The organism is Zhouia spongiae, from assembly GCF_022760175.1.
GTDB lineage: Bacteria > Bacteroidota > Bacteroidia > Flavobacteriales > Flavobacteriaceae > Zhouia > Zhouia spongiae.
Genome location: NZ_CP094326.1, coordinates 789,703 through 815,946, shown reverse-complemented (window position 1 = coordinate 815,946; position 26,244 = coordinate 789,703). Strand labels below are relative to the sequence as shown.

Below are 26,244 nucleotides of genomic sequence, written 5' to 3'. Positions count from 1 at the left end.
CAATGGCTACTAATAACAATAAAATAGATAAAGAATTTCGTTTAGCCTCCTGGGCCATAGATAATAAAACTACGATCTATGTAATGATATCGATTTTCTTGGTTCTGGGGCTTTCGGCTTATTTCGGGATGCCGAGGGAGGATTTTCCGGAGATAAAAGAAACTAAAATATATATAAGTATTCCTTATCCCGGAAATACAGCCGAAGATATTGAAAAGCTCATCACGGATCCGCTTGAGGAGAGCCTTAAAAATGTGAGCAATGTTGTGGAGATATTATCCACCTCACAGGAAGACTATGCGATTATTACTGTAGAATTTGATGATGATATTTCTGTCGAAGCAGCCAAACAAAAAGTAAAAGATGAGGTAGACTCAGAAAAAGCCAGTGAAGATTGGCCGATTTTTAACGGTGCTAAGGTTGAGCCAAATGTGTTTGACCTCAATTTTTCAGAAGAATTCCCGATTATGAATGTTAATTTCTATGGTGATTATCCTGTAGAAAAGCTTAAAGAATATGCTGAATATCTTGAAGACAGAATAGAAGATTTAGAAGAGATCAAGCAGGTAGATATTCGGGGGGCACAGGAAAAAGAAGTAGAAGTAGCTGTCGACATATATAAGATGATGGCCGCCAAGGTGAGCTTTGACGATGTGATCAATTCCATCCGGAACGGCAATGTTACCATGTCTGCCGGAAACATGATTACCAGCGGGCAAAGAAGAACCATCAGGATATTGGGCGAGGTTGAAACCCCGAAAGAGTTAAATGACTTTGTAGTGAAGTCTGATAACGGAGCCGTTTATCTGAGAGACATTGCCAAAGTTACTTTTAAGGAAGAGGAAAAGACCACTTATGCCAGGGAGTTCGGAAATAATGTAGTGATGCTCGACGTAAAAAAACGGGCAGGTAAAAATATGATTGAAGCTTCCGAAAAGGTTAAAGAGGTGGTGAAAAAAGCAGAAGAGGAATATTATCCTTCTGATCTGAGAATTTCATTTACCAGTGACCAATCTGAAAAAACATTAAATCAGGTTAGTGACCTGGTTAATAATATAATTTTCGGGATTATCCTGGTTGTCGGGGTGCTGATGTTCTTCCTCGGGTTTAGAAATGCATTGTTTGTCGGATTTGCCATCCCGATGTCGATGTTCATGTCGTTTATGATCCTGAATGGAATGGGATATACCTTAAATACCATGATCCTGTTTGGTTTGATTATGGGGCTGGGAATGCTGGTGGATAACGGTATCGTGGTAGTGGAAAATGTATACCGCTTGATGGAAGAAGAAGGAATGTCGAGAATACAGGCGGCAAAAAAGGGGATTGGAGAAATAGCATTCCCGATCATTATTTCAACGGCAACTACCGTAGCTGCATTTATTCCTTTAGGGATGTGGCCCGGTGTTATGGGAGAATTTATGAAGTTCTTCCCGATCACCCTTTCGGTAGTACTGGGCTCTTCGTTGTTCGTGGCGATTTTTATTAACTCCATGCTTGTGTCGCAGTTTATGGAGACCGGCGAAAAAGTACTGACCAGAAAACAGTTGATCCGGCTGAGTGTTATGTTAGGCGGGAGTGGTTTGTTTATTTTAGTGTTTGGAGGTGCAGTAAGAGGCTTAGGAACCCTGATGATCTTTACTGCGGCCATGTTCTGGGTATACAAATACCTGGTAAAAGGCTGGGCAAACAGGTTCCAGCGCAGTACGTTGGTAAAACTCGAGGATAAATACCGGAACTTTTTAAGGTATGCTTTGGGCGGATGGAGGCCACGGCTATTTGTGATCGGAACATTTGTTTTGCTGATCGCCGTCTTTATGCTCTTCGGAATGTCTGTAGGAAGTGGTAGAACCAAAATTGAGTTCTTTCCGGACAACAAACCAAACCAGATCATTGTGTATGTGGAATATCCTCAGGGAACAGATATTGAAAAGACAAATTCGCTGACTAAGGATATTGAGAAACGGGTTTATACAGTCCTTAATGGCAACCAATACCGTGAAGGAGATCGTAATTTTATGGTAGAGTCTGCTGTTGCCCAGGTAGGGGAAGGAGCAGGAAATCCGCAAACCGACGGAGGTTCCTCAGCAGAAATGCCTCATCGGAGTAAAATTACGGCTACCATGCGCGAGTATAAATACCGGAAAGGAATGGATTCGGAGGAGTTGCGTAAAAAGGTGCAGGAAGCATTGCATGGAATATACCCCGGAGTAGCAATTTCTGTAGAGAAAGATGCTGTTGGCCCGCCGGTAGGTTATCCGATTAATATTGAGATCAGCGGGGAAGATTACGATGAACTCATCGTGGTATCTGAACGTATGCGCGATTTTATAAGTAATCGTAATATCCCGGGCATTGAAGAACTTAAAATTGATGTGAACAAAGGTAAGCCTGCCATGAAAGTCATGGTAGATCGTGAAAAAGCGGGTGAACTGGGAGTGTCTGTCGGACAAGTGAGTAATCAGTTGAGAAGGTCTCTGTTTGGAGAAAAGGCGGGGGTCTATAAAGAGTCAGGAGAAGATTATGATATCAATGTAAGGTTTAATGAAGAAGACCGATACAATAAAAGTGCATTGTTTAACCAGAATATCATTTTTAGAGACCCTTCAACAGGTCAGATCAAAGAAATCCCCGTTTCGGCAGTAACCACACAAAAGAATACATCCGGGTTTAGTGCCATAAAACACAGAGAAACTAAACGGGTAGTGACCGTATATTCAGGGTTGGCTCCGGGGTTTACAGACGCTGGTGCCGTGGTGGCTGAAATTGAAAGAGAAATGCAAAGTTTCGATACTCCGCAGGGCGTTGAATTTGACTTTACGGGTCAGATTGAAGAGCAAAACAAACAGATGCAGTTCTTGATGGGTGCCTTTTTTGCCGGCCTGGGACTTATCATGTTGTTGTTGGTATTTCAGTTTAATTCCATTTCGAAGCCTACAATTATAATGATTGCAATTTTTCTCAGCTTGATCGGGGTTTTTGGAGGATTGATGATTACAGGTTGGTCTTTCGTAATTATGATGACGATGATGGGAATCATCTCACTGGCCGGTATTGTAGTGAACAATGGAGTGGTTTTACTCGATTATACGCAATTATTGATTGATAGGAAAAAACACGAACTCGGTCTGGGCGAATCTGATCTTTTAGACATAGACCAGGTAAAAGAGGCTATCGTTAACGGAGGACGGGCAAGACTACGACCCGTATTGTTAACAGCGATAACAACAATTCTTGGTTTGATTCCGCTAGCCATAGGTCTTAACATAGACTTTTTCTCTTTGTTTACGAACTTCAATCCTGAAATATATTTCGGAGGAGACAATGTTATTTTCTGGGGACCATTGGCATGGACCGTTATATTCGGGTTGTTTGTAGCTACGTTCTTGACGCTGATCATGGTGCCGTTAATGTTCTTTATCGTATATAAGGTTAAAATATGGTTGAGATCGAAGAACAAATCGGACAGGGAAGCAGAATTAAAACCTGCAAGTGAATTTGAATATGCAGAGTAAGACAAACAAGAATAATCATTTTTGTTTTAATAGCGATGTATCGGATTGTGTTAAAATAATTTGCCAGGTTTAAAAATGTGCTTATATTTGCTGTCCGGTCATTTAGAAATGAAGAATTTGAAGACTCAGTTAAGGTGTCTTCAATGAAAATATAAAAAAAGCTCTCGGGGAATTGAGAGCTTTTTTTGACCCATTAAAGTTTAGTTGTGTTGTTTATCACGCATTAGCGTGAGGTTTAGTAGTTAAACCAATGAAAGGCTTTTCCGCCGAGGCGGAGGGCTTTTTTTATTTTATTACATTTTGTTTGGCAAAGTAATAATATAACTTAACATATAACTTTTTTAATGAAAAAGGTTTTGTTATGTAGTCGTTCATGCCTACACTGATGGCTTCATCGATCGCTTCTTTGGTAACGTTGGCCGATAATCCGAAAATGATAACTTTCGAATCAAATTTTCTAATGATACTGGTGGCATCAAACCCATCCATTTCAGGCATATGAATATCCATAAAAATAAGGTCATAGCTGTCAGAACCGGCCAATTGTATGGCAATATGCCCGTTTTCTGCCTTCTGCGGATTTACGATTCCGAATCTCTCGACTGCTTTTTCCAGAACAGTAACATTAAGTTTGTTGTCGTCTACGATCAAAACCTTTAAGTTGGATAGATCCAGTGCGGATGTGTTAATGTGTTCTTCAGGTTTCCTTTCCTTATTGGTCAGGGGAAAGTGCAGTTTGACTTCGAATTCAGAGCCTATATGCTCCGAACTGGAAACATTAATGGTTCCTTTCATTAATTCCAGTAAATGATAGGTGATCGAGAGTCCTATGCCGCCCCCCTCATGTTTTTTAGTTTTGCCTGCATCTACTTGTGTAAACCTGTTAAAAATAGTACTCAGTTTATTTTTGGGAATCCCAATACCGGTGTCCTTTACAGTTATTTTTAAGTACAACACATTGTATTCTACACGTTCATCATATGTTATAACGATGGTTCCTTTGTCGGTAAATTTAATGGAGTTTCTGATCAGGTTCGTAAAGATCTGCCCGAACTTACCCGCATCGCCTATTACGTTATGATGATTGTTTCGGTTAAAGTGTAATGATAAGCCTACTTTTTTTTCCTGAGCGCTTAGCTTGTAAAGCGATATGATATTTTCCAGTTCTTCTACCGGAGAGAAAACATGTTCTTTTAATTCTGTTTTTCCAGATTCTATACGGTCAAATTCTAATATGTCATTTATTAAGTTGAGAAGCTTTTTTGATGAAAGGTCCATTAACGATAAGTACTTTTTATGGTTTTCGCTCAATTCAGAATCTTTTAATACCTCAATGAAGCCTAAAATGGCATTCAGGGGGGTTCTGATCTCATGGCTCATATTAGAAAGAAACTCTGTTTTGGCCTTGGATGCTTTTTCAGCCTTAAACCTTTCATCCTTTAACGACTTATTTAAATGGATGAGCCGTTCGTTGGATTCGTATACTTTTTTATTTTCTTTTTGGGCGGACATATAGAAATAAATCAGCAGGCTGGTCAGGATAGAAAATATAATCCCGGCTGCCAGCGATAGATTAGCGATCTGTTTTTTCTTTACGATAGGGTGCTGGTGAAGCGGGGTGAACCAAAAGGTCCAATCTTTGTTTTCAAAGCCTTCAATACTGATCAGTTTTTTAATATGCGGGGTGTTGACGATTGAACTTTTATCCAGTTTGTTGTACTCATAAAACGGAGCTTGGTTTTCGTCTTCGATTAAAACCGCATACTCTTCTTCCAATGTACTTAAGATGAAGTCAAAATGAGATTTAAAATCCATCCCCGCTGTAATGGTACCCTGAAAATTGTTTTGAAAATATACGGGAATATCCACCAGAAAAGCTTTTCCCCCTTGTGTCATTTCAGCCCAGGGGGTGATGTTTGTCGTAGCGTTCTTAACAGAGTTTCTCCAGTCGTCAACCCTGTATTTTACATTTGAAATATTTAAACCAAGGGCTTTTTCATTGCCTTTTTCAGGAACAATTTTTCTGATGACCATCGCACTGTCTATCCATTCAATAAATTTAAACGATTGGTTTTGCTCTAAAATTACCATGGCATCCTCAGTCCAGTATTCATAGAACATGCCATTGGTGACTTCAAGTCTGTTCTTCAGGTTGTTGAGTTCCCTGATGTCGTTCTTAACAATATTAGAAAATTCCTTTATTGTTTGTATACCGGTTGAATTAAGTTCCTTCTCTAATTCGCTATTGATGGTTTTAATAAAAATACAATACAGCATATAGGCCACAAAGCCCAGAAAGACAAATGTCGATAGCGATATAATATGTCTTTTTTCAAGTTCAGGACGAGACATGAGAGTTCGTATGTTTGGGATACAAAAAATATATGTATTTAAATAGATACCATAAATGTAAGTAATTTATGTTATATCTGAAATATTAAAAACGGAACAGGGAAGAGCTATTGGTAATTAAAACTTTTATGAAAATAATGAGGTAGGCAACTCCAACGCTAAACTTTAAAAATGTACCTGTCAAAAAGCCGATAAAAGATCCAAAAGCCGACTTCAAGGCGTCTTTAGAGTCAGATTTGTTGATAATCTCACCTACAAAGGCACCAACAAATGGCCAGATGATAATACCAAGCAGGCCCAAAACCGGAAATATGATAGCAACAACAAGACCTACAGTCGTACCGATCATTCCCGCTTTCGATCCTCCAAACCGTTTTGTGCCCATTACTGGAATAATATAGTCAAGAACCAGTATGATAATGGCGATGGCAAGTGTTATCCCCAAGACCCACCAGTTATCGGGAACGGCTTTGGTAAGGTATATGAACAAGAGCCCCAGCCAACTTAACGGAGGTCCCGGCAGAACGGGTAAAAAACTCCCTAAGATTCCAAGTATTATAAATACAAAACCCAATACTAAAAGCAGGATGTCCATTTTCGATATTTATTAGTTTGACGAAGATATATAAAGTTTGCCATATAATTTTCAAACTAAAATATTAGTTTAAACTAAATAATTAGTTGTATTTGTGTTGGTATTAAGAATAAGATTAATAGGTATGAAACAGTTAACAAAAGCCGAAGAAGAGATTATGCAATGGTTATGGACCTTAGGCAAGGCCAATGTAGCAACCATAATAGAGAACCTACCCGGGCCAAAACCGGCATATAATACAGTATCTACCATTGTACGTATTCTGGAAAGCAAGGGTTTTGTAGGGCATGAGAAGGAAGGTAAGGGCTACTTGTATTTTCCCTTGGTAAAAAAAGAAGAATACAGCAATCAATCACTGAATAAGTTAATGGACAATTACTTTCAGGGTTCTTTTAAAAGCATGGTATCGTTTTTTGTAAAGAAGAATGATATCAGTTTACAGGAAATGGAAGCCATCATGAAAGAATTGAACAAAGAAAAAGAGTAATCATGTTACACTATATTATTCAAACCATATCGTTTCAGTTGCTTTTCCTTTTGGTATACGATCTGTTTCTTAAGAAAGAGACATTTTTTAACGGGAACAGGGTGTATCTTATAGTTGCGCCATTACTCTCATTGGTTGTACCGTTTATCAGGCTCGAAAGCTTTAAAGGCGTGGTTCCGCAAGAGTATGCCATGCGATTGCCCGTTATGATCCCTGGGGAGACCACGGTAACCGGAACTCCGGAGCAGACCGCTTTATTGCCTGATTTACTTTGGTGGCAATGGATGCTTGTAACAGGAAGTTTGTTAAGTATACTTTGGTTTGGGTATAAACTCATTAAAATTTATCAATTAAGGCAACAAGGTAAAATTCACCGGTATAAAGAGTATACGGAAGTTTTACTGACTCAAAGCGAGGTTGCTTTTTCATTTTTCAGGCATATTTTTTTAGGAGATTATATAAAACAGAAGAACCACGATCATATCATAGCTCATGAATTGGTTCATATCAGGCAGGGGCATACCTGGGATCTGATGCTGTTCGAAATCCTCCGTATTGTATTTTGGTTCAATCCGCTTATCTATATTTATCAGGCAAGAATATCGGAGTTACACGAATTTATAGCCGATGACCATACGGCAAAGAGATCAAAAAAACAATCATATGAACTGTTATTGGAACAGGTGTTCAATACAGAACATATATCATTCATCAATCAATTTTTCAATCATTCATTAATCAAAAAACGAATCGTTATGTTACAAAAAACAAGATCTAAAAAGATTTGGCAATTAAAATACCTTTTGATGGTACCATTAGTAGCAGGAATGCTGGTTTACACCTCCTGCGAAAAAGAGCGGAAAGAAGAGTTGCTTCCAGAGAATACGGTTATAAATAAAGAAGAAATCCCATTTACCCTGGTAGCACAGAAGCCCATGTTTACAGCTTGTGAAGATGTTGCAAAAGAAGATCAGCTTAATTGTTTTAAAGAGCAATTAGATGCACACGTCAGAAAGAACTTCAGGTATCCTGAAGAAGCTCAGGAGAAAGGGATACAGGGTAGAGTGTATGTGCAGTTCAGGATTAACGTAGATGGTTCCGTTAGCATGATGAATAAAAGAGGGCCGGACAAAATCCTGGAAGATGAAGCCATTCGGATTATAGAAGCACTACCCCGGTTGATCCCCGGAAAGGATAAAGACGGGAATGCAATTTCTGTGGCATTTGCGTATCCCATAGTGTTCAGGTTAAATTAAGTGTCATTGAAAACAGTTGTTTAGTTCATAATTCTATTTTGGGTTATAGGAACCGGGGTGCAAGCCCCGGTTTTAACGATAGCCTTTTTAAAAGCGGGAACCTTCCCCGGGCTATTAATTATTATGCCAAAGACCATCTCTCAGATTGATGAAAAAATTGTAATTTTTTCTGGATAAAGATTAATTGCTTAATTTCGTCACAGAATTGATTTTCATGCGAATACCAGGTGTTATTTTTCTAATATTATTAGTTGTCTCATGCAATTTCTTCGAAGGAAAGCCTTCAAAGGAAGAATTGGTTAACAGAGAAATGAAAAATATCAACTGGAATGAAGTAGATCAGTACCCCCTCTTTGAAGCTTGTGATGAAACTGCCGATAAAGAATCGCAAAAAAAGTGTTTTCAGCTTACCTTTATAGAACAAGTATTCACCACCCTTAAAAATAATCATATCGTAGTGCATAAAAGTATGAACGATACGGTAATGGTTCAAATACTGGTTTCAAATACCGGACAGATTTCTATTGATTCCATAGAGAAAACACCGGAAATCACCAGGCAAATTCCGCAACTCGACAGTCTTTTACAACAATCCATCGAAAAGTTACCTAAGTTATATCCGGCACTTAAAAGAGATATCCCTGTAGGTACCAAGATAAAACTTCCCATTGTTTTAAAGGTAGATTAGCGTAGCTTTGTAAATCATACAGCACCATAAAAAACGGATGTTTTGAGTACAGAGAAAATTATATTGGGGATCGATCCGGGAACAACGATCATGGGGTTCGGACTTATTAAAGTGATAGATAAGAAAATGCAGTTTTTGCAGTTAAATGAACTTCAGCTGAAAAAATATGAAGACCCATATACCAAACTCAAATTAATTTTTGAACGTACCATTGAACTTATAGATACTCACTATCCGGATGAAATAGCTATTGAAGCTCCTTTCTTTGGAAAGAACGTGCAGTCAATGTTAAAGCTGGGCAGAGCCCAGGGGGTCGCAATGGCCGCCGGATTGTCCAGAGAAGTTCCCGTTACCGAGTACTCTCCCAAGAAGATAAAAATGGCTATAACCGGTAATGGGAATGCCAGTAAAGAGCAGGTGGCAAGAATGTTACAAAGTTTACTGAATATTAAAGAGCTTCCAAAGAACCTTGACTCTACCGACGGATTGGCTGCAGCTGTATGTCATTTCTTTAATTCAGGGAGCGCAGAACAAACCAAGAGTTATTCCGGTTGGGAAGCATTTGTAAAACAAAATAAAGGCAGGGTTAAATAATTTTGTCATCCGGATAAAATGTCAGGGATCTATATACATATTCCATTTTGCAGGCAGGCTTGTCATTATTGTGATTTTCATTTCTCTACTTCACTGAAGAAAAAAGACGACTTGCTTGTCGCTTTGAAAAAAGAGCTGAAAATGAGGCAGCCCGAATTTGCATGTGAGCCGGTAGAAACTATTTATTTTGGTGGAGGGACGCCCAGCTTGCTCAGTGTTGCAGAACTTCAATCAATAATCGATACAGTTTATGAAAGTTACAATGTTGTAGAACATCCTGAGATAACCCTCGAAGCCAACCCGGATGATTTAACGCAGGCATCGTCTGTTCAGGAGCTTTCAGGAACAGTTTTTGAAGCGTATAAATCCATAGGAATTAACCGTTTAAGTATAGGTGTGCAGTCTTTTTTTGAAGAAGATCTGAAGCTGATGAACCGTGCCCACAATGCCGAAGAGGCCAAAAAATGTATAGAAGAAGCAACAAAGGAATTTGATAATATTACGATCGATCTGATATATGGGATTCCTGGAATGAATAATGAAAGGTGGATTCAGAATATAGAAACGGCACTGACATTTAAAATTCCGCATATATCGAGTTATGCACTGACGGTGGAACCTAAAACCGCTCTTGAGAAATTTATAGAAAAAGGGGTCGTCAGGCCTGTAGATGATGAGGTGGCACAGCAGCATTTTGATATTCTGGTAGAGATGCTCAGGGAAAACGATTTTGTACATTATGAACTTTCCAACTTTGGAAAGGAAGGGTTTTTCAGTAAAAATAATTCTGCTTATTGGCTGGGAAAGAGGTATATGGGTATTGGTCCTTCTGCACACAGCTATGACGGAATACACAGAAGCTGGAATATAGCCAACAATACTAAATATATCAAGAGTATAGGGGAGGGTATTCTTCCTTCTGAAATTGAACTGTTGTCAACAGCCGATCGCTATAATGAGTATGTAATGACCGGACTGAGGACTGTCTGGGGAGTTTCGATGAAGAAAGTAAAGAACGAGTTTGGCGATCGTTACCTCGATTACCTTACCCTGCATTCAAAAAAGTTTATAGAACAGGGCTTGTTAGAGACCTGCACGACTCCTGATGACAATGAAGTTCTAAGAACAACACCGAAAGGAAAATTCCTTGCAGATGGTATTGCCTCTGATTTATTTCTTTTAAATTTACAGTAAACCGATAAAAAGATACGATTGAAGGCAATTATCCATTATAAAAACAAAAAATACCCGATCAACTTTAATAACCCTATCGATATTTCGATTCCCATAAGAAATGGAGAGCATAATGTCAATGCCTGGTATGTAGGCCCCCCGGTAATAGAGCCGGTTAAAGACGGAGATTTCACCGGAGCCATTTCCGCGGGCGCAACGACAAACTTTAATGCTATTAATGTTATACCACATGCCCATGGCACACATACAGAATGTCTGGGGCATATTACGGAAGAATTTTTTTCGGTAAATGAGCAGTTGAAAAAATCTTTTTTTATGGCAGAGGTGGTAACGGTAGCCCCCGGAAAGGTAGGGGAAGACTTTGTGATACCGGCTCAACAACTAAAAGTAGCCTTGCATGGCAAAAGACCGGAAGCGGTTGTCATCAGGACTTTACCGAACTATACAGATAAATTAAACAAACAGTATGCGCATACGAATCCGCCATATCTGGAAGAAGCAGCGGCAAATTTCCTGAAAGAAAAAGGAGTGAAACATTTATTGATAGACCTGCCCTCTGTTGATAAAGAAAAAGATGAAGGGAGATTATTGGCTCATAAGGCCTTTTGGAATTTCGAAGGGATAAAACGATATGACGCTACAATAACCGAATTTATATTTGTACCGAACCATATAAAAGATGGTTCTTATTTTTTGAATATCCAGATTGCGCCTTTCGAGAATGATGCTTCGCCCAGCAAACCCATATTATATCAAATAGAAGACGATGAAGAATAGCATTAAAATAGAAGAATTGCTGATGTTCTTTCTGGGTGTTTGCCTGTTTAACCGGCTGTCATTCGAATGGTGGTGGTTTTTGATATTATTTCTTCTTCCGGATATAGGAATGTTAGGGTATGTGGCAAACTCGAGAATTGGAGCGCTTACATACAACTTATTACATCATAAGGCAATTGCCATAGGGTTATATTTTTTAGGACTCTATCTGAGTAATGAATATATACAGCTTGTGGGGATTATCATTTTTTCCCATGCCTCTTTCGACAGAATTTTAGGATATGGTTTAAAATATACAACATCTTTTCACGATACCCATTTAGGGAAAATAGGAAACGCACATGAGTGATATTGTTCAAATAGCATTGGGACTTCTGGTAGGGGCAGGTTGCATGTATTGGCTTTTTTCAGTCTTTAAACTAAAAAAGAACAAGGAAGTAACCAATACCCAGTCTGTAATCTTACTTGAAAAAATACGTAAAGTATGTAAACTGGTTGTGGTAGAAGGAGAATTTGCCGAAATTTACGACCATGAGCACGATAAAGGATATCTTTTTGGAATGATTTCCAGCAAGAAAAGAGCCCTGCTGATAGTGAAGGCCAAAGTGCATATCGGTTTTGACCTGAAAAAACTTAAAATGGAGGCCGACAACCGAAAAAAGCGGATAGTGTTGCATGCTTTTCCGGAACCTGAAGTGTTGAGCTTTGAGCCTAACTATAAATTCTATGATATTAAGGATGGTATGCTGAACAGGTTCAAGCCTGATGATTTATCGAAGCTTAATGAACAGGCCAAGGATTTTGTAATGGATAAAATTCCGGAAAGCAGCCTGATGGAAACGGCCAGGAAAGAAGCCTTGGAAACAATTATTATTATTCAGAGTATCGTAGAGACCATCGGGTGGAAACTCGATTTTTCGGCAATCGGGATTTCACCAAATGAACAATTGCTTATCAGGGAAACAATAAATGACAACTAATGCATATCGATTGTATCAGAAATTATTGTTTGTCTAAAAAAGGCGTTACAGAAGAGTTTCCTTTCGATCAGGATACGTTGGTCTTTAAAGTGCTGGGCAAGATGTTTTTGCTTACATCACTTAAAAAATGGGAAGAAGGCGATCAGTCTGTCAATCTCAAATGCGATCCGGAATGGTCTGAAGAACTACGTGCTCAATATTCGAGTATCTATGGTGGCTATCATATGAATAAGAAGCATTGGAATACCGTGGCCGTAAATAACAATGAACTTTCCGACAGTTTTATAAAACAACTTATAGACCATTCGTATGATTTGGTTGTAAAAGGACTCAGTAATAAGCAAAAAGAACAGCTCAGAGGTTTCTAGGCAAAGCCTTAATATCTTGTTTTAATTGGGAATAAAGGTTTTATTCCCTCATTATGGCATTATCTGCATGTATCTGAATATTTGTTTTACGGTTCGTTGATTAACCTTCGTCTTTTATTAATTTATTATTTCTTTATTTTAAAGCAAGAGGGGTAACTTTGGAGGGTTTAAATATATAACTTATGTTGAGTTTTATTCTATACAATACAAACGACAAGCCCAATGAGGAAACAAAATCTGCCATAGTAGATTTCCTTTATAATAATCTTGGACAGTATGGAGATCCTAAAGAAGATATCCTGAAGTGTCTTAATTATGCGGTAAAAGATAAGGTCACAGCACATGGCGGATTTGTTCTGTTAGCCAAAGAACAAGGTGAAATTATCGGTGCCACTATTATAAACGAAACCGGAATGTCGGGGTATATACCCGAAAATATACTCGTATATATTGCAGTAGATGAGACTGCAAGAGGAAAGGGTGTAGGAAAGCAGATCATGGAAAAAACGATTAGTTTAATTGAAGGTGGCCTGGCATTGCATGTAGAACCTGATAATCCTGCTAAAATACTTTATGAGAAACTTGGTTTTACCAATAAGTATCTTGAGATGCGCCTCAACAAACAATAACAGTGTATAAAATCAAAAAAATATATTGGCCCTCATAGGGAGAATATTTTTTATTCGACTTGTAGGTTTCTGTAATACAGTGTCTTAATGATTTATGTTGTATATTTGTATTACTTTCTGCCTTTTTATTCCATACTCCAAATTTAGTTGTAACCACTTCTATGGCAACTGATTATTAACTAAATTTTGGAACAATGAAAACAACCAACCAACCGATTTTGTTTTTATGGACATTATTATGTCTATGCTCATTCATCACCCAAGCCCAGGAATCACCTCAATATTACATTACAGTTACTACCAATCACTGGAATTTCGATAAGGAAGATGGTTCTATGAAAGACTGGATCGCTACTGAAAAAGAATTCTTCGATAATGTTATTAAGAAGAATGATCTGATTGTCGATGCCGGAGTTTATACTCATTATTTCACCCCGGATAATTCGGAGGTGATTTTTGTTAGTGTATATGACTCCTGGGAAAATATAGAAAAAGCCCAGGACAAGAATAACGAATTGATCCAAGCCGCCTGGTCGGACGAAAGTGCCCGTAAAGAGTACTTTAGAAAAAGGGATTCATATTATACCAATCACCACTCTGATGAAATTTACGTGTCATTTCCATATATGAAACCGGAAGGAGAAGAGATAGCAAAAGAACCGCTGGTATCTTATGTGCGTGTAAGTCATGGAGCTTTTCCCGAAGATGGTACCATGAAAGAATTCAAAGAACTTTATAAAGAATGGTATGAGAATGTTATCATGAAGAACGAGCATATTTTAGGGTTTTATCCCCATATGCATGCCTGGGGGGCCGACCGAACCGATTTTATTGAGGTATTTGTCGTAAAAGACCTGGCCGCTGTCGAGGCTGCATTAGAAAAAAACGGAACCCTTCTCGAGGCACATTTTACATCGGAAGAAGCCCGTAAAGAGTTCGGAGAAAAGATGGGTAAGTATTTTACCGGAAAGCACGAAGATTACTTGTACCGATCTGTCCCCGAATTGTCGAAAAATTAATCTTTTGTTTGGGGTAGAGAGTAATAAAAGGAGACTTTAGTCTCCTTTTTGTGTTTAATTACTTGTAAACCGTTATGAATAGCAGTAATATTGCAACCAATTCAGAATATAATGAGCGTTTTAAAATCACTACAGGATAGAAGCCGGTCTTCGTGTGAACTATGCGGAGCGAAAGAGAAATTAAGTATATATACAGTACCGCCTGCCGTGTCTGAGGGTGTCGATAACAGCCTCCTGGCATGTGCAGTCTGTATAGAACAAATGGAAGATGCAGATAAGATAGAACCGAACCACTGGCGTTGTTTGAACGATAGTATGTGGAGTGAACATCAGGCGGTAAAAGTGATGGCATGGCGCATGCTGAGCCGTTTGCGGGGAGAGGGCTGGCCACAGGATTTACTTGATATGATGTACCTTGAGGAGGAGGAGTTAAAAATAGCAAAGGCTATGGGCGATGGAGAAGATCCGGATAAGCCAAAACATCTGGATAGTAATGGCGCAGAACTTCAAAATGGAGACAATGTAGTGCTTATTAAAGATCTCGATGTAAAAGGAGCCGGGTTTACAGCCAAAAGAGGTACAGCAGTCAGAAGAATATCACTGGTACATGACAATCCGGAGCAGATAGAAGGGAAAGTAGACGGGCAACATATCGTTATCTTAACCAAGTACGTTAAGAAGTCTTAAGCAGGTATATTTATATCTATCCAAAACATTTATGCATCAGCCTTTGGTCTGGTGCATTTTTTGTTCCAGAGAGAAGTTTATTTATCATTTAAGCCTTTGCCTTCCATGATTCTCGGAATATTTTTTTCAATCCGGGTTTTCCGGGTTTTAGATTGTTTTGCACCTGAAAAATAAAGTAAATACCCCCGCTGTCTTCCAGCTGTTAAGGTTTCGAAAGCAGTTTTGAGTTCCGGGAGCTGATCGAGTTTGTTTTGAAATTCTACGGGCATATTAAATTCAGACGTTTTTTTGTAAGCCACTTCCAGTCCGGCTTTCTCCACCTCTATGGCCTCATATATATATGCCTTGATAACGGCTTCCAGTTCATTGATCCCGGTAATGCTTGTAAAACGTAGCTGACGTGCAGCCTGAACGTTCTCGGTTTGCTGTATTAAAATGTTATTAGTGTCTTTTAACAATGCACCTTTATGAAAAAGTAAAGCGCAGTACCCCTTAAATCCATGAATCAGGACAATATTGTTTTTCTTATAAGTATAGCACGGAACACCCCATTTTAAGTTTTCTGCAAGCCCACAATCCAGAACTATACTTCTTAACTTGTGATATGCTGTTTGCCACGGACTCTCTTTTTCAAAAAAGAAATCTACTTTCGGGTTCATATGAAATGTTTATACGAAAATTCTCTCTAAAGTATACATTGAAGACGACATATACAAACCATCCCCGTAAAGCGAACATTACAATGTAACGTAAACGGATCTTGAATATTTTTTTCCAATCCATAAAATACCCCCAAACAGGCGGATACCATCTGGGGGTTTTACCGGACTTATTATTTGTCCTGTTTTTATGTAGTGGCGCTTATTATTGATACGAGGTTTTATACCAATTCGTCAATTTGTATATTTTCGTCCGTATCTTCTAAATAATCAACACCCTCAAGTCCAAACCCAAATAAGTTTAAAAAGTCTGACTTGTATCCGTTTAAGTCCCCGATATCAGAGAGTGTAGAAGTATCGGCTTGCTCCCATAGTTCCGTAATTTTATTCTGAACATCTTCTCTCATTTCCCAATCATCGATTCTGATTCTGCCTGCTTCGTCCAGAGGAATTTCGCGACTCGTTGTATATAAACGTTCCCTGAACAATCGATTTATCTGCTCGATACATCCTTCATGGATCTCTTTTTCTTTCATTGTTTTATATAAGAGGGAGATATACAAAGGGATAACCGGAATTGCTGAACTTGCCTGAGTTACCAAAGCCTTGTTTACAGATACAAATGCATTCCCGTTTATGTGTTTTAGCATATCGGCTATTTCAAAAGCCGTAGCTTCCAGGTGGTCTTTGGCTTTTCCGATAGTTCCTTTACGATAAACAGCTTCAGTAACTTGCGGACCGATATAAGAATAGGCCAGGGTCATGGCACCATCCGACAGGGCGTCAGCTTCCATAAGTGATTCCATCCACATTTTCCAGTCTTCACCTCCCATAACTTCAACAGTATTTTCGATATCAGTCTCTGAACATGGTTCAATAGTTACATTTGATACAATTCCCGTATGGAAATCTACCGTTTTATTAGAAAATGTCTGTCCGATAGGTTTAAGAACAGACCTGTGTGTAACTCCTGTTTTAGGATTTGTCCTAACGGGCGAAGCCAGGCTGTAAATCACTAAATCTACCTTACCCAGATCCTTTTTGATCAAGGCGATAGTTTTTTGCTTGATCTCATCAGAAAAAGCATCTCCGTTAATGCTTTTGGCATAGATTCCTGACTTTAATGCCTCTTTTTGAAAAGCAGCACTGTTGTACCACCCCGGAGTGGCAGTTTTTCCTTTTGAAGGCGGCTTTTCAAAGAATACACCAACTGTAGATGCATTGGCTCCGAAGGCACTGGTGATTCTGGAGGCAAGTCCGAAACCTGTTGAAGCGCCAATGACCAATACCTTTTTCGGGCCTGCAATAGCTCCCTGATTTCTTGTATATTCGATTTGATTTAAAACGTTCTTTTCACAGCCAACCGGATGCGAAGTCAAACAAATAAACCCTCTCATTCTTGGTTCAATAATCATATCTTATTAATCTTTAAAATGTTTTTAGTTTTTCTCTATGGTTACACTGAATTCTAATCTTTATCAGATGCTATTTGTTTTTCCAGCCTTTAAATGTCATTTCGCATTCAAGTATTCCGCAGTTGCCAAAGTTAATTAATATTGAAGATAGGGATGTTTAAACAATATCCCCATCTGAATTAACTTTAATTAACCGATCATTTAATGAGTCATAATTACTGCAAACAAAAGGATCCAAAGTATGAACTTTCTTTAACTTTAAATTTATAAGGCAGTAGCTTTTAACGGTTCCAGGTACTTTTATTTGTTCCGTAACAGATACATTTTTCATATTCGGGATATTCTTTTAGTTTCGGATGGTTAAATGTTCCAATCTTTATCATTCCGATTTTCTCCATGACATTTTCTGATTTAGAATTTTGTTCTGTACAAGTGGCGATAATTGTATCCAGGTTCAATTCTTCAAATGCAAATTCAAGGCATCTCTTGGCTCCTTCGGTTGCATAGCCCTTTCCCCAGGCTCTTTTCTTCAATCGCCACCCAATGTCAACCGCTGGGGTGAAATCAGATGGGTATTCCTGGTATGCGAGCCCGATAAATCCGATGAATTCCCCACTGTCTATGACTTCTGTCGCGAAATAATTGTATCCGTTTCTGTCATAATGATCTATTAACCGATCAATAAACTCAGACGTTTCTTTTTCGTTTAATAGTTTAGGGAAGTGTTCCATGACTTCCGGGTCTGAATTTATTTTCGCGAATTCAGTGATGTCATTTTTTGTCCAATTACGGAATCCAAGCCTTTCCGATTTAAAAATGTACTTTTTTTTCAACTTCAGTGTGTTTTTTGTAAATCAACGCTGTTGTTAAGCCCTGTTTTTATAGATCAACTTCGACAAATTCTTTTCTTTAATGTCACTCGTTGAGTAACCTGATCTTCTTCCATATTTAGCTACTGTTCAAAAATAGAAAATCCGGGCCAATAAATATATGCAGGTATCGGCTATAGCCTACAATTTGAAGAAGCGCCTGAAGTATGTGGGAAAACACACAAAAAGTGGAGCGGTAAGTATGGTAGGTGTGGGTTTTTCTCTAAAAGTAACCACACAACAGAATTCGCACCTTTCTAAGCCTCTCAATTCTAACTTTAGTTTTTTATTCGCCAGGGTGGATTTAGTCGGTTTTCTCCACCATAAAATAAAATTAGTTGATTTCCATCCACATCTTTTAATCTTGCTTCTCTCCACAACCATCTCTGGTCAGTTGGTTCTTGGTCGAATTCAATTCCTTCACTTTTTATTTTGCCAACTTGCTCGTCAAGATTTTCACATTCAAAATATACATAGATTCCATCTCCTTTTGGTAATTCGTCCGTTTGATGAATTGAAAAAGTTGAGTTTCCATTTGGACATTCAAATCGTGCGTAATGCGGTAGAGATTTCACGATTAATTTAAGTCCCAGTTTTTCATAAAACGGTATTGATTTTGTCAAATCCAATGAAGGAACTGTTATTTGGTTCAAATTCATAATTTCTCGGTCAGTTTATATTACACACAAAGGCTTCGTATAACCACCAGTTACAGGTATACGGAGTTTTTCGGCTAAGCACGGACGTAGTCGAATCCGCCGTAATTGCGGATGTACGTTGTGCCTGTTGCACAAGTTAGCAAAAATTATACACAGGGTCGCCAATCACCTTTCTTAGCTATCTATATTGTAGTATGCAAGGTGAAAACAGTATCAGGAGAAGCTTTTCAATCAATTTTAGTTAAGTGATCGGGTATTCAAAGACATTCCTGCCGTCGGTTAAAAGGGCTTATTTGGACCTTGTATTTATAAAACTAATGGGTTGTGCAACGGTGACCATGTTGGTATTTCGTTATTTGTTTTCGTTCATCACTTTTTTCAGTTCATCTATTAAATTCTTATCAGGGTTAAAACCTGTAAATTTCTTTATGATGATACCTTCCTTATTAATCAAAAAAGAAGTTGGTATTGCCTGCACACCGTATCTAGTTTTTATACTACCTTGTCCCCCTTCATAATCAGATACATTATGCCAAGTAATTTTGTCGGCGGCTGATGCTTTTTTCCAAGATTCCAAGTTTTTACCAATTGAAAAACTGACAATAGTTAAATCATTGGGAATACTGTCAAAATTTTTACTTAAAAACTTATTTTCTAATCGACAAGGAATACAGCCAGCTTCCCAAAAACTTAAATAAATGAATTTATCCTTTAGAGACGACAGTCTGAAATTGTTATTATCGATTGTTTTTGCCGTAAAATCTATGTATTTGCTTCCAGTTTTAGCAATGTCCTCATATAGAAATATCCCTAATGCTTTGGCGATTGTTGTTTCTTTATATTGTGTTTTTAAGTTTTGATAAATTAGTTTTAATGAATCTTTTGGGATACTTTTTCTGTTCATATAAATAATCTTTAAACCTAAATATGAATCCGGATGTTGTTTTCCAAAATTGACATAAATTTCTTGAGAAGCTGATTGAGATTCATTGAACCGTTTAATCAATTTTTGCTTTTCAACATTACTTGTGTAATCTTTTTTCATAAGGCTATCATAAGCTCCCAAATAAACTATGTCGTGTGGTTGTTGGAGTTTTTTAAGTTCGTTTTGTAATTCTTGTTCCCTGCCACCAGAAACTTTACTTTCAAGGTTTAAATTATTGATTGATGATTTAAATGTCATTTCTACATTCTCAACTTGAATTACTGTCGATTGTCCTTCTGCATAAATCCTGCAACTTGTTGGGTTTTCGACTTTCCCTTTCAGAGTGAAATCTCTGTTGGAAGAATAGGTTGAATCAATATTGAATTGACGGTCAATATCATACAGTTTGATTAATGTGCTATCCTTAATCCCTTCTATATATCCTGTAATTGTAAATCCGTCATTTCTGTTTTTACAACTTATAATAATGATAGGGATTATCAATAGCGTTAGTACTTTCTTCATATTTTTTATTTAGTTCTAGGGTTTCGTCATAATGAATGCCAATGTTTGTATAAACGCGCCTTACGTTTATAAATCTTTATAACTATCGGGCTATTCCCAGTGTTTATTGCGATATGCGATACTGATTCAGCTACCGTATTTGTAAATAAGAAGCATAAACATTTTCGAAAGTAACAGAAATTAACAGAAAAACAATACGGTTTTCCGCAATAAGCTTAAAACTATTTACGGCTAGTGTTTATAAACATCACTAACGCCTTTGGTTATGTAAAAAAATGTATTTGATGAAAAAGCAGAGTTACAGGACGAAATAGTTGGTTATACAAAACCTTTGCAGATTGGGAGACATTTTTTGTAACAATAAAAACCAGCTTCTAAAATGTAGTAACTATGATGCCGGATGTATAATCAAGAAAAAATATCCGAAGCATGCGTATGGAGGTAATAAGTATCCGTTCAGTCTTTTAAAAACGAATGAATAAAAAATAAAAATCCCGGTATAAAGGCAAGGCTAAGCAATAAGTGGTTAGAAGCAAGATCGGGTCTGATAATCATTAAAATAATCATGCTCGTTAGGGTAATAATACTACCGGCACGTTCTCTGATAAAACAAAGAACAAGTCCGAAGAGTGTCCCCACCGGAAATAAAATAAAAGCAAGAACATCTTTGGTCGGAATCGCTTGGTTATCGGTATTGCCTTTATTCGATAGATGTGTCAGCAAAAAGAACAATATAAAGGCAATGACAATAGCTGCCAAAATACGGGCAAGCCACAAAATGATGTCACTTATTTTTTTAAGATGAGCCATAGGTTCTGCCATTAAGCTTTTAACCCGCAATACCGTAACGGTTTAAAAGTATGTCCTAATTTAGTGAATCACAATGAAATATGATGTGTCCGATGCAGGGAATTAATTGTGCTGCCGGAAATCATTATTAAAGTGTTCTAAAAGGGAAGCATTCTTTTATCTTCTTCGGAAACCTCAGACCTTTTACAGCTAGTCCCGGATGGAAAATCATGTAAATGGTACCGCTATCCCTTGATGGTCCTCACTCCGATGGTTTTAAACAACTCTTTGGTGCGGGTCATTTCATGGGGTGTTGCGAGTCTCGAAAAATGTCTTTTACTCCCATCTACCAGTAACAGACTGTATTTCTTTTTTCCAAAAAAGGTCCGTTCGACCAGCGCTTCTATGTCGTTTAGTTCCACATAATTCACCTTGGATTTCTGATAGAAAGACAAACTGTAATAAATAAGCATAACCACCGAAGCCATGCCAATAGTCACCCAGAGCATTTCAAAAACCCCCCATCTGCTATCTTTCAAAATATAGAGGTTGATACATGCATTGATGATATTTAATACAAAAATGATGAAAACGATCCGGTATTGTTGGGTAATCTCATAGTGGATAACCAATGAGTTTCTCTCCTTTAGGTAGTCAATGTTCATAGCCGGTATAGTAAGTTTTTAGGGTTGGTGTAATTTGTTAATGGTACTTGGGGACGGTAAATGTAATGAAAAAAATCGATTAAAAAGTAACGGTTTTTAGTATGAAGGGAAAAAGTTATTAACCCTAAGGTGTTAAATACGTGTTGTATAGGAGGTGCTGTAATGTTGAAGTGGCTCTGGAGAATATCGATTGTATGCTATAAATACTGCCATTGAATAGATGTCGTTGTTATGCCTGTTTCGTGCGGGGAGTTATTTTCTAACTGTCCATAGCGTTGAGGGTCCTGTTTAGGCTTCTGATGGTAATGCCTAAATAGTTGGCAATGTCTGACTTCGATATTTTCCGGAATAACTGGGGGAACTCATTTTGCAGGCGTATAAGCTTGTCTTCTATGGTATGCGATTGGTTGTATGCATGACGGATGGCTTTATACTGTATTTTATTAGTGAGTGCTTCCAGGATGAGCCGGTTAAATTGTCTGTTAGTTTCAAGCAACGAAGTAAAAGTTGTTTCGGAAACTAAAAAGACCTCTACGGGAGTTATGGCCTCTATCTTGCAAAAGCTAAGTCCGCCTTTAATAACCTCTACTTCACCAAAAAGCTCTCCGTCACCAAAGAACTCCTGTATAAAATCGTTGCCGTTATCTTCGGTGAGGTAGCACTTTACGATTCCTTTTTTAACGATATGTACACTGTATACCCGTTTATTCTGATCCAGAATAATTTCACCCGGGTGATAATTTACTACAGAAATATTGTGTTCGTTATTTTCAGGGAATGTCCTGATCAGGTACTGTAATAATTTCAGGTTTTTACGAATCATTTTTTCTTCGGGACATTTGTCCTTTTTAAGGAAAGGGTATTGTTGTTACTTTGCCGTAAAGATCGATTTATTTTTTATGGAAATCAAGTCCCGTATAATTCGTAAATGAATAAAAATAAGAATGAAAAAACTCATAATGTCGGGTAATACCCACCCTGTATATAACTTAAAACTAGGCCTGGTCTGTTTTAGTTCGCTCCTTTTTTCTGCCAGTTATAATATGCTGATCCCTGAGTTACCGGCTTACCTCACTTCTTTGGGAGGGGCAAAGTATATCGGGTTTATCATTTCGTTGTTTACCCTTACGGCCGGCTTGTCGCGTCCGTTTAGCGGTAAACTCACCGATACGATTGGGCGGTTGCCGATTATGATATTCGGAACCATAGTTTGTGTCATATGCGGAATGCTGTATCCGATGGTACATACCATATTTGGATTTTTGCTGTTACGACTGCTTCATGGTTTTTCGACAGGATTTAAACCGACGGCAACTTCGGCTTATGTTGCCGATATAACCCCGACACAATCGTGGGGGGCGGCCATCGGCATGCAAAGTTTGTTTTACAGTACCGGAATGGCAGTCGGACCTGCCCTGGGGAGTTTTATTAAAATGAATTATTCGTATAACGTATTGTTCTATGCCTCTTCAGTCTGTGCCTTTCTGTCTATGCTGGTCATCCTGAACATGAAAGAAACATTGCAGCCTAAGCAAAAGTTTAAATGGTCTTTATTGCGAATCAACAGGAGTGACGTTATTGCGCTCGAAGTCCTGCCCGCAGCGTTGGTAGTATTGCTTGTTTATGTTTCGTTTGGAGTGATCCTGACCCTGATTCCGGACTGGACAGCCCACTTGGGTATAGGGAATAAAGGGATGTTTTTTATAGTCTTTACCGTTTCGTCATTGCTGGTACGGTTCGTGGCAGGGAAAGCCTCGGATTATTACGGCCGCAAAATATTAATCATTATCGGACTGCTGGTTTTGGTAGCGTCTATGTTGCTGCTGGGCTTGGCAACATCTGTGATGCTATTTATTACCGGTGCTGTTTTATACGGAATAGCCATGGGAGTATTGTCTCCTTCGTTAAATGCCTGGACCATAGACATGAGCCTGAAACACGCCCGGGGTAAGGCTGTAGCCACCATGTATATTGCTCTGGAGGCCGGAATAGGACTGGGAGCCTTGTTCTCCGGATGGTATTACCAGAGCAGAATAGATAATATACCGGAGGTTATGTATGCCGTAAGTATTATTGCATTTACAGCCTTGTTGTATATGCTTTTAAAACACAGAAAATAAGATGATAAATGTAAAAACCTCTTCCCTGATGTGTTGAGGAAGAGGTTTTTTGATGTCTGATGAGCGACAGATTATAATTTTAACGGATTAAAAGAGATTCCGGCTTTTGCATCTACGGTGACTTTTTGATCGTTGTAAACAATAGTACATGACTGATCGTGGTCAGACCTGATTTTAGCATGAGTAAGCTTCCCGTTTTCCCAATTTAGATCGACCGTAAATCCACCCCTGGCTCTTAAGCCTGAAACACTGCCCGAAGTCCAGTCACCAGGAAGTGCAGGCAATAATTCTATGACTCCGGCATGACTTTGGAGCAACATTTCGGTTATCCCGGCTGTGGCACCGAAATTGGCATCTATTTGAAATGGCGGATGTAAGCCGAAAAGGTTCGGACTTGTACTTTTGGATAATACGGTGTTTAATGAGTTCCTGGCTTCGTCGGCGGCACCTAACCGGGCATACTGACTGATAAGCCAGGCAGCACTCCAGCCGGTATGGCCACCGCCATGATTAATTCTGTAGTCCAGCGATTTCTTTGCGGCCGCAGCAAGTTCCGGAGTGTCAAACGAGTTGATTTCAGCTCCGGGATGTACCGCAAATAAATGCGAGATATGACGATGTCCGGGTTCTCTTTCTTCAAACTCTTCAGCCCATTCCATAAGTCGGCCGTCGCTACCTATCTGTGTTCTTGCCAAGCGGTCTAAATTAGTTTTGGTAACAGAAGTATGATTGTCTTTAATATGGAGTATTTCGGAGGCCTTCAGGTAGTCGCTGAACAATTGTGAGATTACCTGCTGATCGTGTGACGGTCCCATACTGATCTGAGCAACAGTACCATCTTTTGTGATAAAAGTATTTTCGGGCGAAACTGCAGGTCCCGAAACCAATTTCCCGGTTTTAGGGTCCTCAACCAGCCAGTCGTTATAAAAAGCGACCGATCCTTTTAAAACCGGATACATCCGTTTTAAAAAGCCGGTGTCCCTGGTAAATTCGTAGTGCTCCATGATATGTTGCGACAGCCAGGCGCCGCCTGTAGAATGCATTCCCCACGAAGCCATTTCTCCGGGAGCTGTATATCCCCAAACATTCGTGATAGGATGTAAAACCCAGCCGTTATTCCCATATTGTACCGCAGCCGTTGCGCTTCCGGGTTTTACCAGATTCTGTAATAAGTCGAATACAGGCAGGTGAAGTTCAGACAGGTTAGTGGTTTCAGCAGGCCAGTAATTCATCTGAATGTTTACATCGGTATGATAATCTCCGTTCCAGGGAGTTTGTACCTGATTAGCCCATATGCCTTGCAGGTTTGCCGGAAGCGTACCGGGTCTGGATGATGATATTAGCAAATAACGGCCGTACTGGAAAAGCAACTCCGTGAGGTGCAAATCTTGTAAAGAGTCTTTAAAACGGGTTACCCGCCGGTCTGTCGGGATATCAGTGATGTTTCCTCCGCTTAAATCAAGACGAACCCTGTCAAAATAACCTTTGTAATCTTTTATATGGTCTGCCTTAACAGCCCTGAACCCCTTTTTTACGGCCTTGTTGAGGTGCTCCAGGGTACTATTTTTATAATTGCGACCGCTGTAATGAGGATGCTCAAGGACATAGTCGGTAGATGCGCTCAGGTATAGTGTAACCTCGTCGGCATTTTTTATTTCAATACCATTGTCTGAATATGTTACTTCTCCGTTTTTCGCAACTGCCTTAAGCCGGGCCATGTATTTTAAATTGGAGCCCCCCTTACCATCGGGAAGTTCACCGCTCATGATAAGCTGTTGCTCCTCAGCATAGGTTTTATAATGCTCCGGTCTGTTCATTTTAACGTTAAATGATATACTGCCCGGTTTACTGGCCCTGAAAGAAGCTGCCAGTATCTGATCCGGATTACTGGTTAGAATTTCCCGTGTGTAACTGATGCTGTCCTGCTCATAGGTTACAGTAGCTATCGCATTGTGTAAATTCAGATCCCTGTAATAATTGCTATAGGGTGTTTTGGAATGGTTTTCAATCCATAAGTCGCCCAGCGTTTGAAAACACCCAAAGGGCACATTGGCACCATTTCCATGTCCGGATCCTTTTCCGCTGCATACTTGTGTCTGATTGGTAAGAACCGTAGCTTCCTTGTATTTGCCGGCAAATAATAACCGGCGAATACTATCGAGGTATTTATGAGCCTCCGGGTTGTTGTTGTCGTCGGGACTTCCGGACCAGATACTCTCTTCATTGAGTTGTATGCGCTCTGTATGTACGTCGCCAAAAACCATAGCTCCCAGGCTGCCATTACCGAGGGGTAGCGCTTTTAGCCATTCCGGGTTGTTTTTCCAGCCGTTTTCTGAGTCTTCCTCCAACGCATTGGCAGGTGCATCGTACCAAAGTTTTAAGGTATGGACTTCATTGTTTTCTTCTTTCGAAGAGCAACCGATGATTATGAAGATAAAAACCAGTAAGGGTACATAAAGTTTGCTCATTAAGATGTA

The 26,244-nt window shown here is 39.0% G+C and carries 25 protein-coding genes; 14 read left to right on the top strand and 11 right to left on the bottom strand.

Annotation, left to right across the window (positions count from 1 at the left end; genetic code table 11):
• Positions 1-2 precede the first annotated feature (2 nt).
• Positions 3-3,515: an efflux RND transporter permease subunit gene (locus MQE36_RS03590; RefSeq protein ID WP_242937804.1), complete on the top strand. Its 3,513-nt coding sequence runs from the start codon at positions 3-5 to the stop codon at positions 3,513-3,515.
• 285 nt (positions 3,516-3,800) lie between these two features.
• Here the strand turns inward: MQE36_RS03590 and MQE36_RS03585 are convergent, their stop codons facing one another.
• Positions 3,801-5,867 (bottom strand): response regulator, encoded by a 2,067-nt coding sequence (locus MQE36_RS03585; RefSeq protein ID WP_242937803.1) that lies wholly within the window; start codon positions 5,865-5,867, stop codon positions 3,801-3,803.
• A gap of 85 nt (positions 5,868-5,952) precedes the next feature.
• Positions 5,953-6,462, bottom strand: a complete 510-nt coding sequence (locus tag MQE36_RS03580) for a DUF456 domain-containing protein (RefSeq protein WP_242937802.1) — start codon at positions 6,460-6,462, stop codon at positions 5,953-5,955.
• A 124-nt stretch (positions 6,463-6,586) separates the two neighbouring features.
• On the opposite strand from MQE36_RS03580, the gene MQE36_RS03575 reads away from it, so the two are divergent.
• From MQE36_RS03575 to MQE36_RS03520, 12 genes are all read left to right on the top strand, one after another.
• Positions 6,587-6,949 (top strand): BlaI/MecI/CopY family transcriptional regulator, encoded by a 363-nt coding sequence (locus MQE36_RS03575; protein WP_242937801.1) that lies wholly within the window; start codon positions 6,587-6,589, stop codon positions 6,947-6,949.
• A 2-nt stretch (positions 6,950-6,951) separates the two neighbouring features.
• Positions 6,952-8,205, top strand: a complete 1,254-nt coding sequence (locus MQE36_RS03570; protein ID WP_242937800.1) for a M56 family metallopeptidase — start codon at positions 6,952-6,954, stop codon at positions 8,203-8,205.
• A gap of 310 nt (positions 8,206-8,515) precedes the next feature.
• Positions 8,516-8,893: a hypothetical protein gene (locus MQE36_RS03565; RefSeq protein WP_242937799.1), complete on the top strand. Its 378-nt coding sequence runs from the start codon at positions 8,516-8,518 to the stop codon at positions 8,891-8,893.
• A gap of 42 nt (positions 8,894-8,935) precedes the next feature.
• Positions 8,936-9,487: a crossover junction endodeoxyribonuclease RuvC gene (ruvC, locus tag MQE36_RS03560; RefSeq protein ID WP_242937798.1), complete on the top strand. Its 552-nt coding sequence runs from the start codon at positions 8,936-8,938 to the stop codon at positions 9,485-9,487.
• A gap of 18 nt (positions 9,488-9,505) precedes the next feature.
• Positions 9,506-10,681, top strand: coding sequence for a radical SAM family heme chaperone HemW (hemW, locus tag MQE36_RS03555; protein WP_242937797.1), 1,176 nt, complete (start codon positions 9,506-9,508; stop codon positions 10,679-10,681).
• An 18-nt stretch (positions 10,682-10,699) separates the two neighbouring features.
• Positions 10,700-11,458: a cyclase family protein gene (locus MQE36_RS03550; protein WP_242937796.1), complete on the top strand. Its 759-nt coding sequence runs from the start codon at positions 10,700-10,702 to the stop codon at positions 11,456-11,458.
• Positions 11,448-11,807 carry a DUF4260 domain-containing protein gene (locus tag MQE36_RS03545; RefSeq protein ID WP_242937795.1) on the top strand — a complete coding sequence of 120 codons (360 nt, stop codon included), beginning with the start codon at positions 11,448-11,450 and terminating at the stop codon, positions 11,805-11,807. The genes MQE36_RS03550 and MQE36_RS03545 overlap by 11 nt, the downstream gene beginning before the upstream one ends.
• Positions 11,800-12,438, top strand: a complete 639-nt coding sequence (locus tag MQE36_RS03540; protein ID WP_242937794.1) for a DUF4230 domain-containing protein — start codon at positions 11,800-11,802, stop codon at positions 12,436-12,438. The genes MQE36_RS03545 and MQE36_RS03540 overlap by 8 nt, the downstream gene beginning before the upstream one ends.
• The gene (locus MQE36_RS03535) at positions 12,438-12,806 is read left to right on the top strand and encodes an MmcQ/YjbR family DNA-binding protein (protein WP_242937793.1); all 369 of its coding nucleotides are present in this window, start codon (positions 12,438-12,440) and stop codon (positions 12,804-12,806) included. Before MQE36_RS03540 ends, MQE36_RS03535 begins: the two co-directional genes overlap by 1 nt.
• 182 nt (positions 12,807-12,988) lie before the next feature.
• Complete coding sequence (locus MQE36_RS03530; protein ID WP_242937792.1) at positions 12,989-13,435, top strand: GNAT family N-acetyltransferase; 447 nt, start codon at positions 12,989-12,991, stop codon at positions 13,433-13,435.
• A gap of 194 nt (positions 13,436-13,629) precedes the next feature.
• Positions 13,630-14,454 carry a hypothetical protein gene (locus tag MQE36_RS03525; protein WP_242937791.1) on the top strand — a complete coding sequence of 275 codons (825 nt, stop codon included), beginning with the start codon at positions 13,630-13,632 and terminating at the stop codon, positions 14,452-14,454.
• Positions 14,455-14,565: 111 nt separating this feature from the next.
• Positions 14,566-15,141 carry a PhnA domain-containing protein gene (locus MQE36_RS03520; protein WP_242937790.1) on the top strand — a complete coding sequence of 192 codons (576 nt, stop codon included), beginning with the start codon at positions 14,566-14,568 and terminating at the stop codon, positions 15,139-15,141.
• 77 nt (positions 15,142-15,218) lie between these two features.
• Here MQE36_RS03520 and MQE36_RS03515 read toward each other — a convergent pair whose 3' ends face one another.
• From MQE36_RS03515 to MQE36_RS03480, 8 genes are all read right to left on the bottom strand, one after another.
• The gene (locus MQE36_RS03515; protein WP_242937789.1) at positions 15,219-15,800 is read right to left on the bottom strand and encodes a YdeI/OmpD-associated family protein; all 582 of its coding nucleotides are present in this window, start codon (positions 15,798-15,800) and stop codon (positions 15,219-15,221) included.
• Between the two features lie 221 nt (positions 15,801-16,021).
• Positions 16,022-17,215: an enoyl-ACP reductase FabV gene (gene fabV / locus MQE36_RS03510; protein WP_242937788.1), complete on the bottom strand. Its 1,194-nt coding sequence runs from the start codon at positions 17,213-17,215 to the stop codon at positions 16,022-16,024.
• 281 nt (positions 17,216-17,496) lie between these two features.
• Positions 17,497-18,048, bottom strand: coding sequence for a GNAT family N-acetyltransferase (locus MQE36_RS03505; RefSeq protein WP_242937787.1), 552 nt, complete (start codon positions 18,046-18,048; stop codon positions 17,497-17,499).
• Positions 18,049-18,362: 314 nt separating this feature from the next.
• Positions 18,363-18,743, bottom strand: a complete 381-nt coding sequence (locus MQE36_RS03500; RefSeq protein ID WP_242937786.1) for a VOC family protein — start codon at positions 18,741-18,743, stop codon at positions 18,363-18,365.
• A gap of 352 nt (positions 18,744-19,095) precedes the next feature.
• The gene (locus MQE36_RS03495) at positions 19,096-20,193 is read right to left on the bottom strand and encodes a TlpA disulfide reductase family protein (RefSeq protein ID WP_242937785.1); all 1,098 of its coding nucleotides are present in this window, start codon (positions 20,191-20,193) and stop codon (positions 19,096-19,098) included.
• Positions 20,194-20,649: 456 nt separating this feature from the next.
• A complete protein-coding gene (locus MQE36_RS03490) occupies positions 20,650-21,003 on the bottom strand; it encodes a DUF7670 domain-containing protein (RefSeq protein WP_242937784.1) in 354 nt (117 codons plus the stop codon).
• Between the two features lie 224 nt (positions 21,004-21,227).
• Complete coding sequence (locus MQE36_RS03485; RefSeq protein ID WP_242937783.1) at positions 21,228-21,647, bottom strand: hypothetical protein; 420 nt, start codon at positions 21,645-21,647, stop codon at positions 21,228-21,230.
• Between the two features lie 259 nt (positions 21,648-21,906).
• Positions 21,907-22,470, bottom strand: coding sequence for a Crp/Fnr family transcriptional regulator (locus MQE36_RS03480; RefSeq protein WP_242937782.1), 564 nt, complete (start codon positions 22,468-22,470; stop codon positions 21,907-21,909).
• A 121-nt stretch (positions 22,471-22,591) separates the two neighbouring features.
• Between MQE36_RS03480 and MQE36_RS03475 the strand changes: the two genes are divergently transcribed.
• Positions 22,592-23,767 (top strand): MFS transporter, encoded by a 1,176-nt coding sequence (locus MQE36_RS03475; RefSeq protein ID WP_242937781.1) that lies wholly within the window; start codon positions 22,592-22,594, stop codon positions 23,765-23,767.
• Between the two features lie 71 nt (positions 23,768-23,838).
• On the opposite strand, the gene MQE36_RS03470 is transcribed toward MQE36_RS03475, so the two are convergent.
• On the bottom strand, positions 23,839-26,235 hold the full coding sequence (locus MQE36_RS03470; RefSeq protein ID WP_242937780.1) for a glycoside hydrolase family 95 protein: 2,397 nt from the start codon (positions 26,233-26,235) through the stop codon (positions 23,839-23,841).
• Positions 26,236-26,244 lie beyond the last annotated feature (9 nt).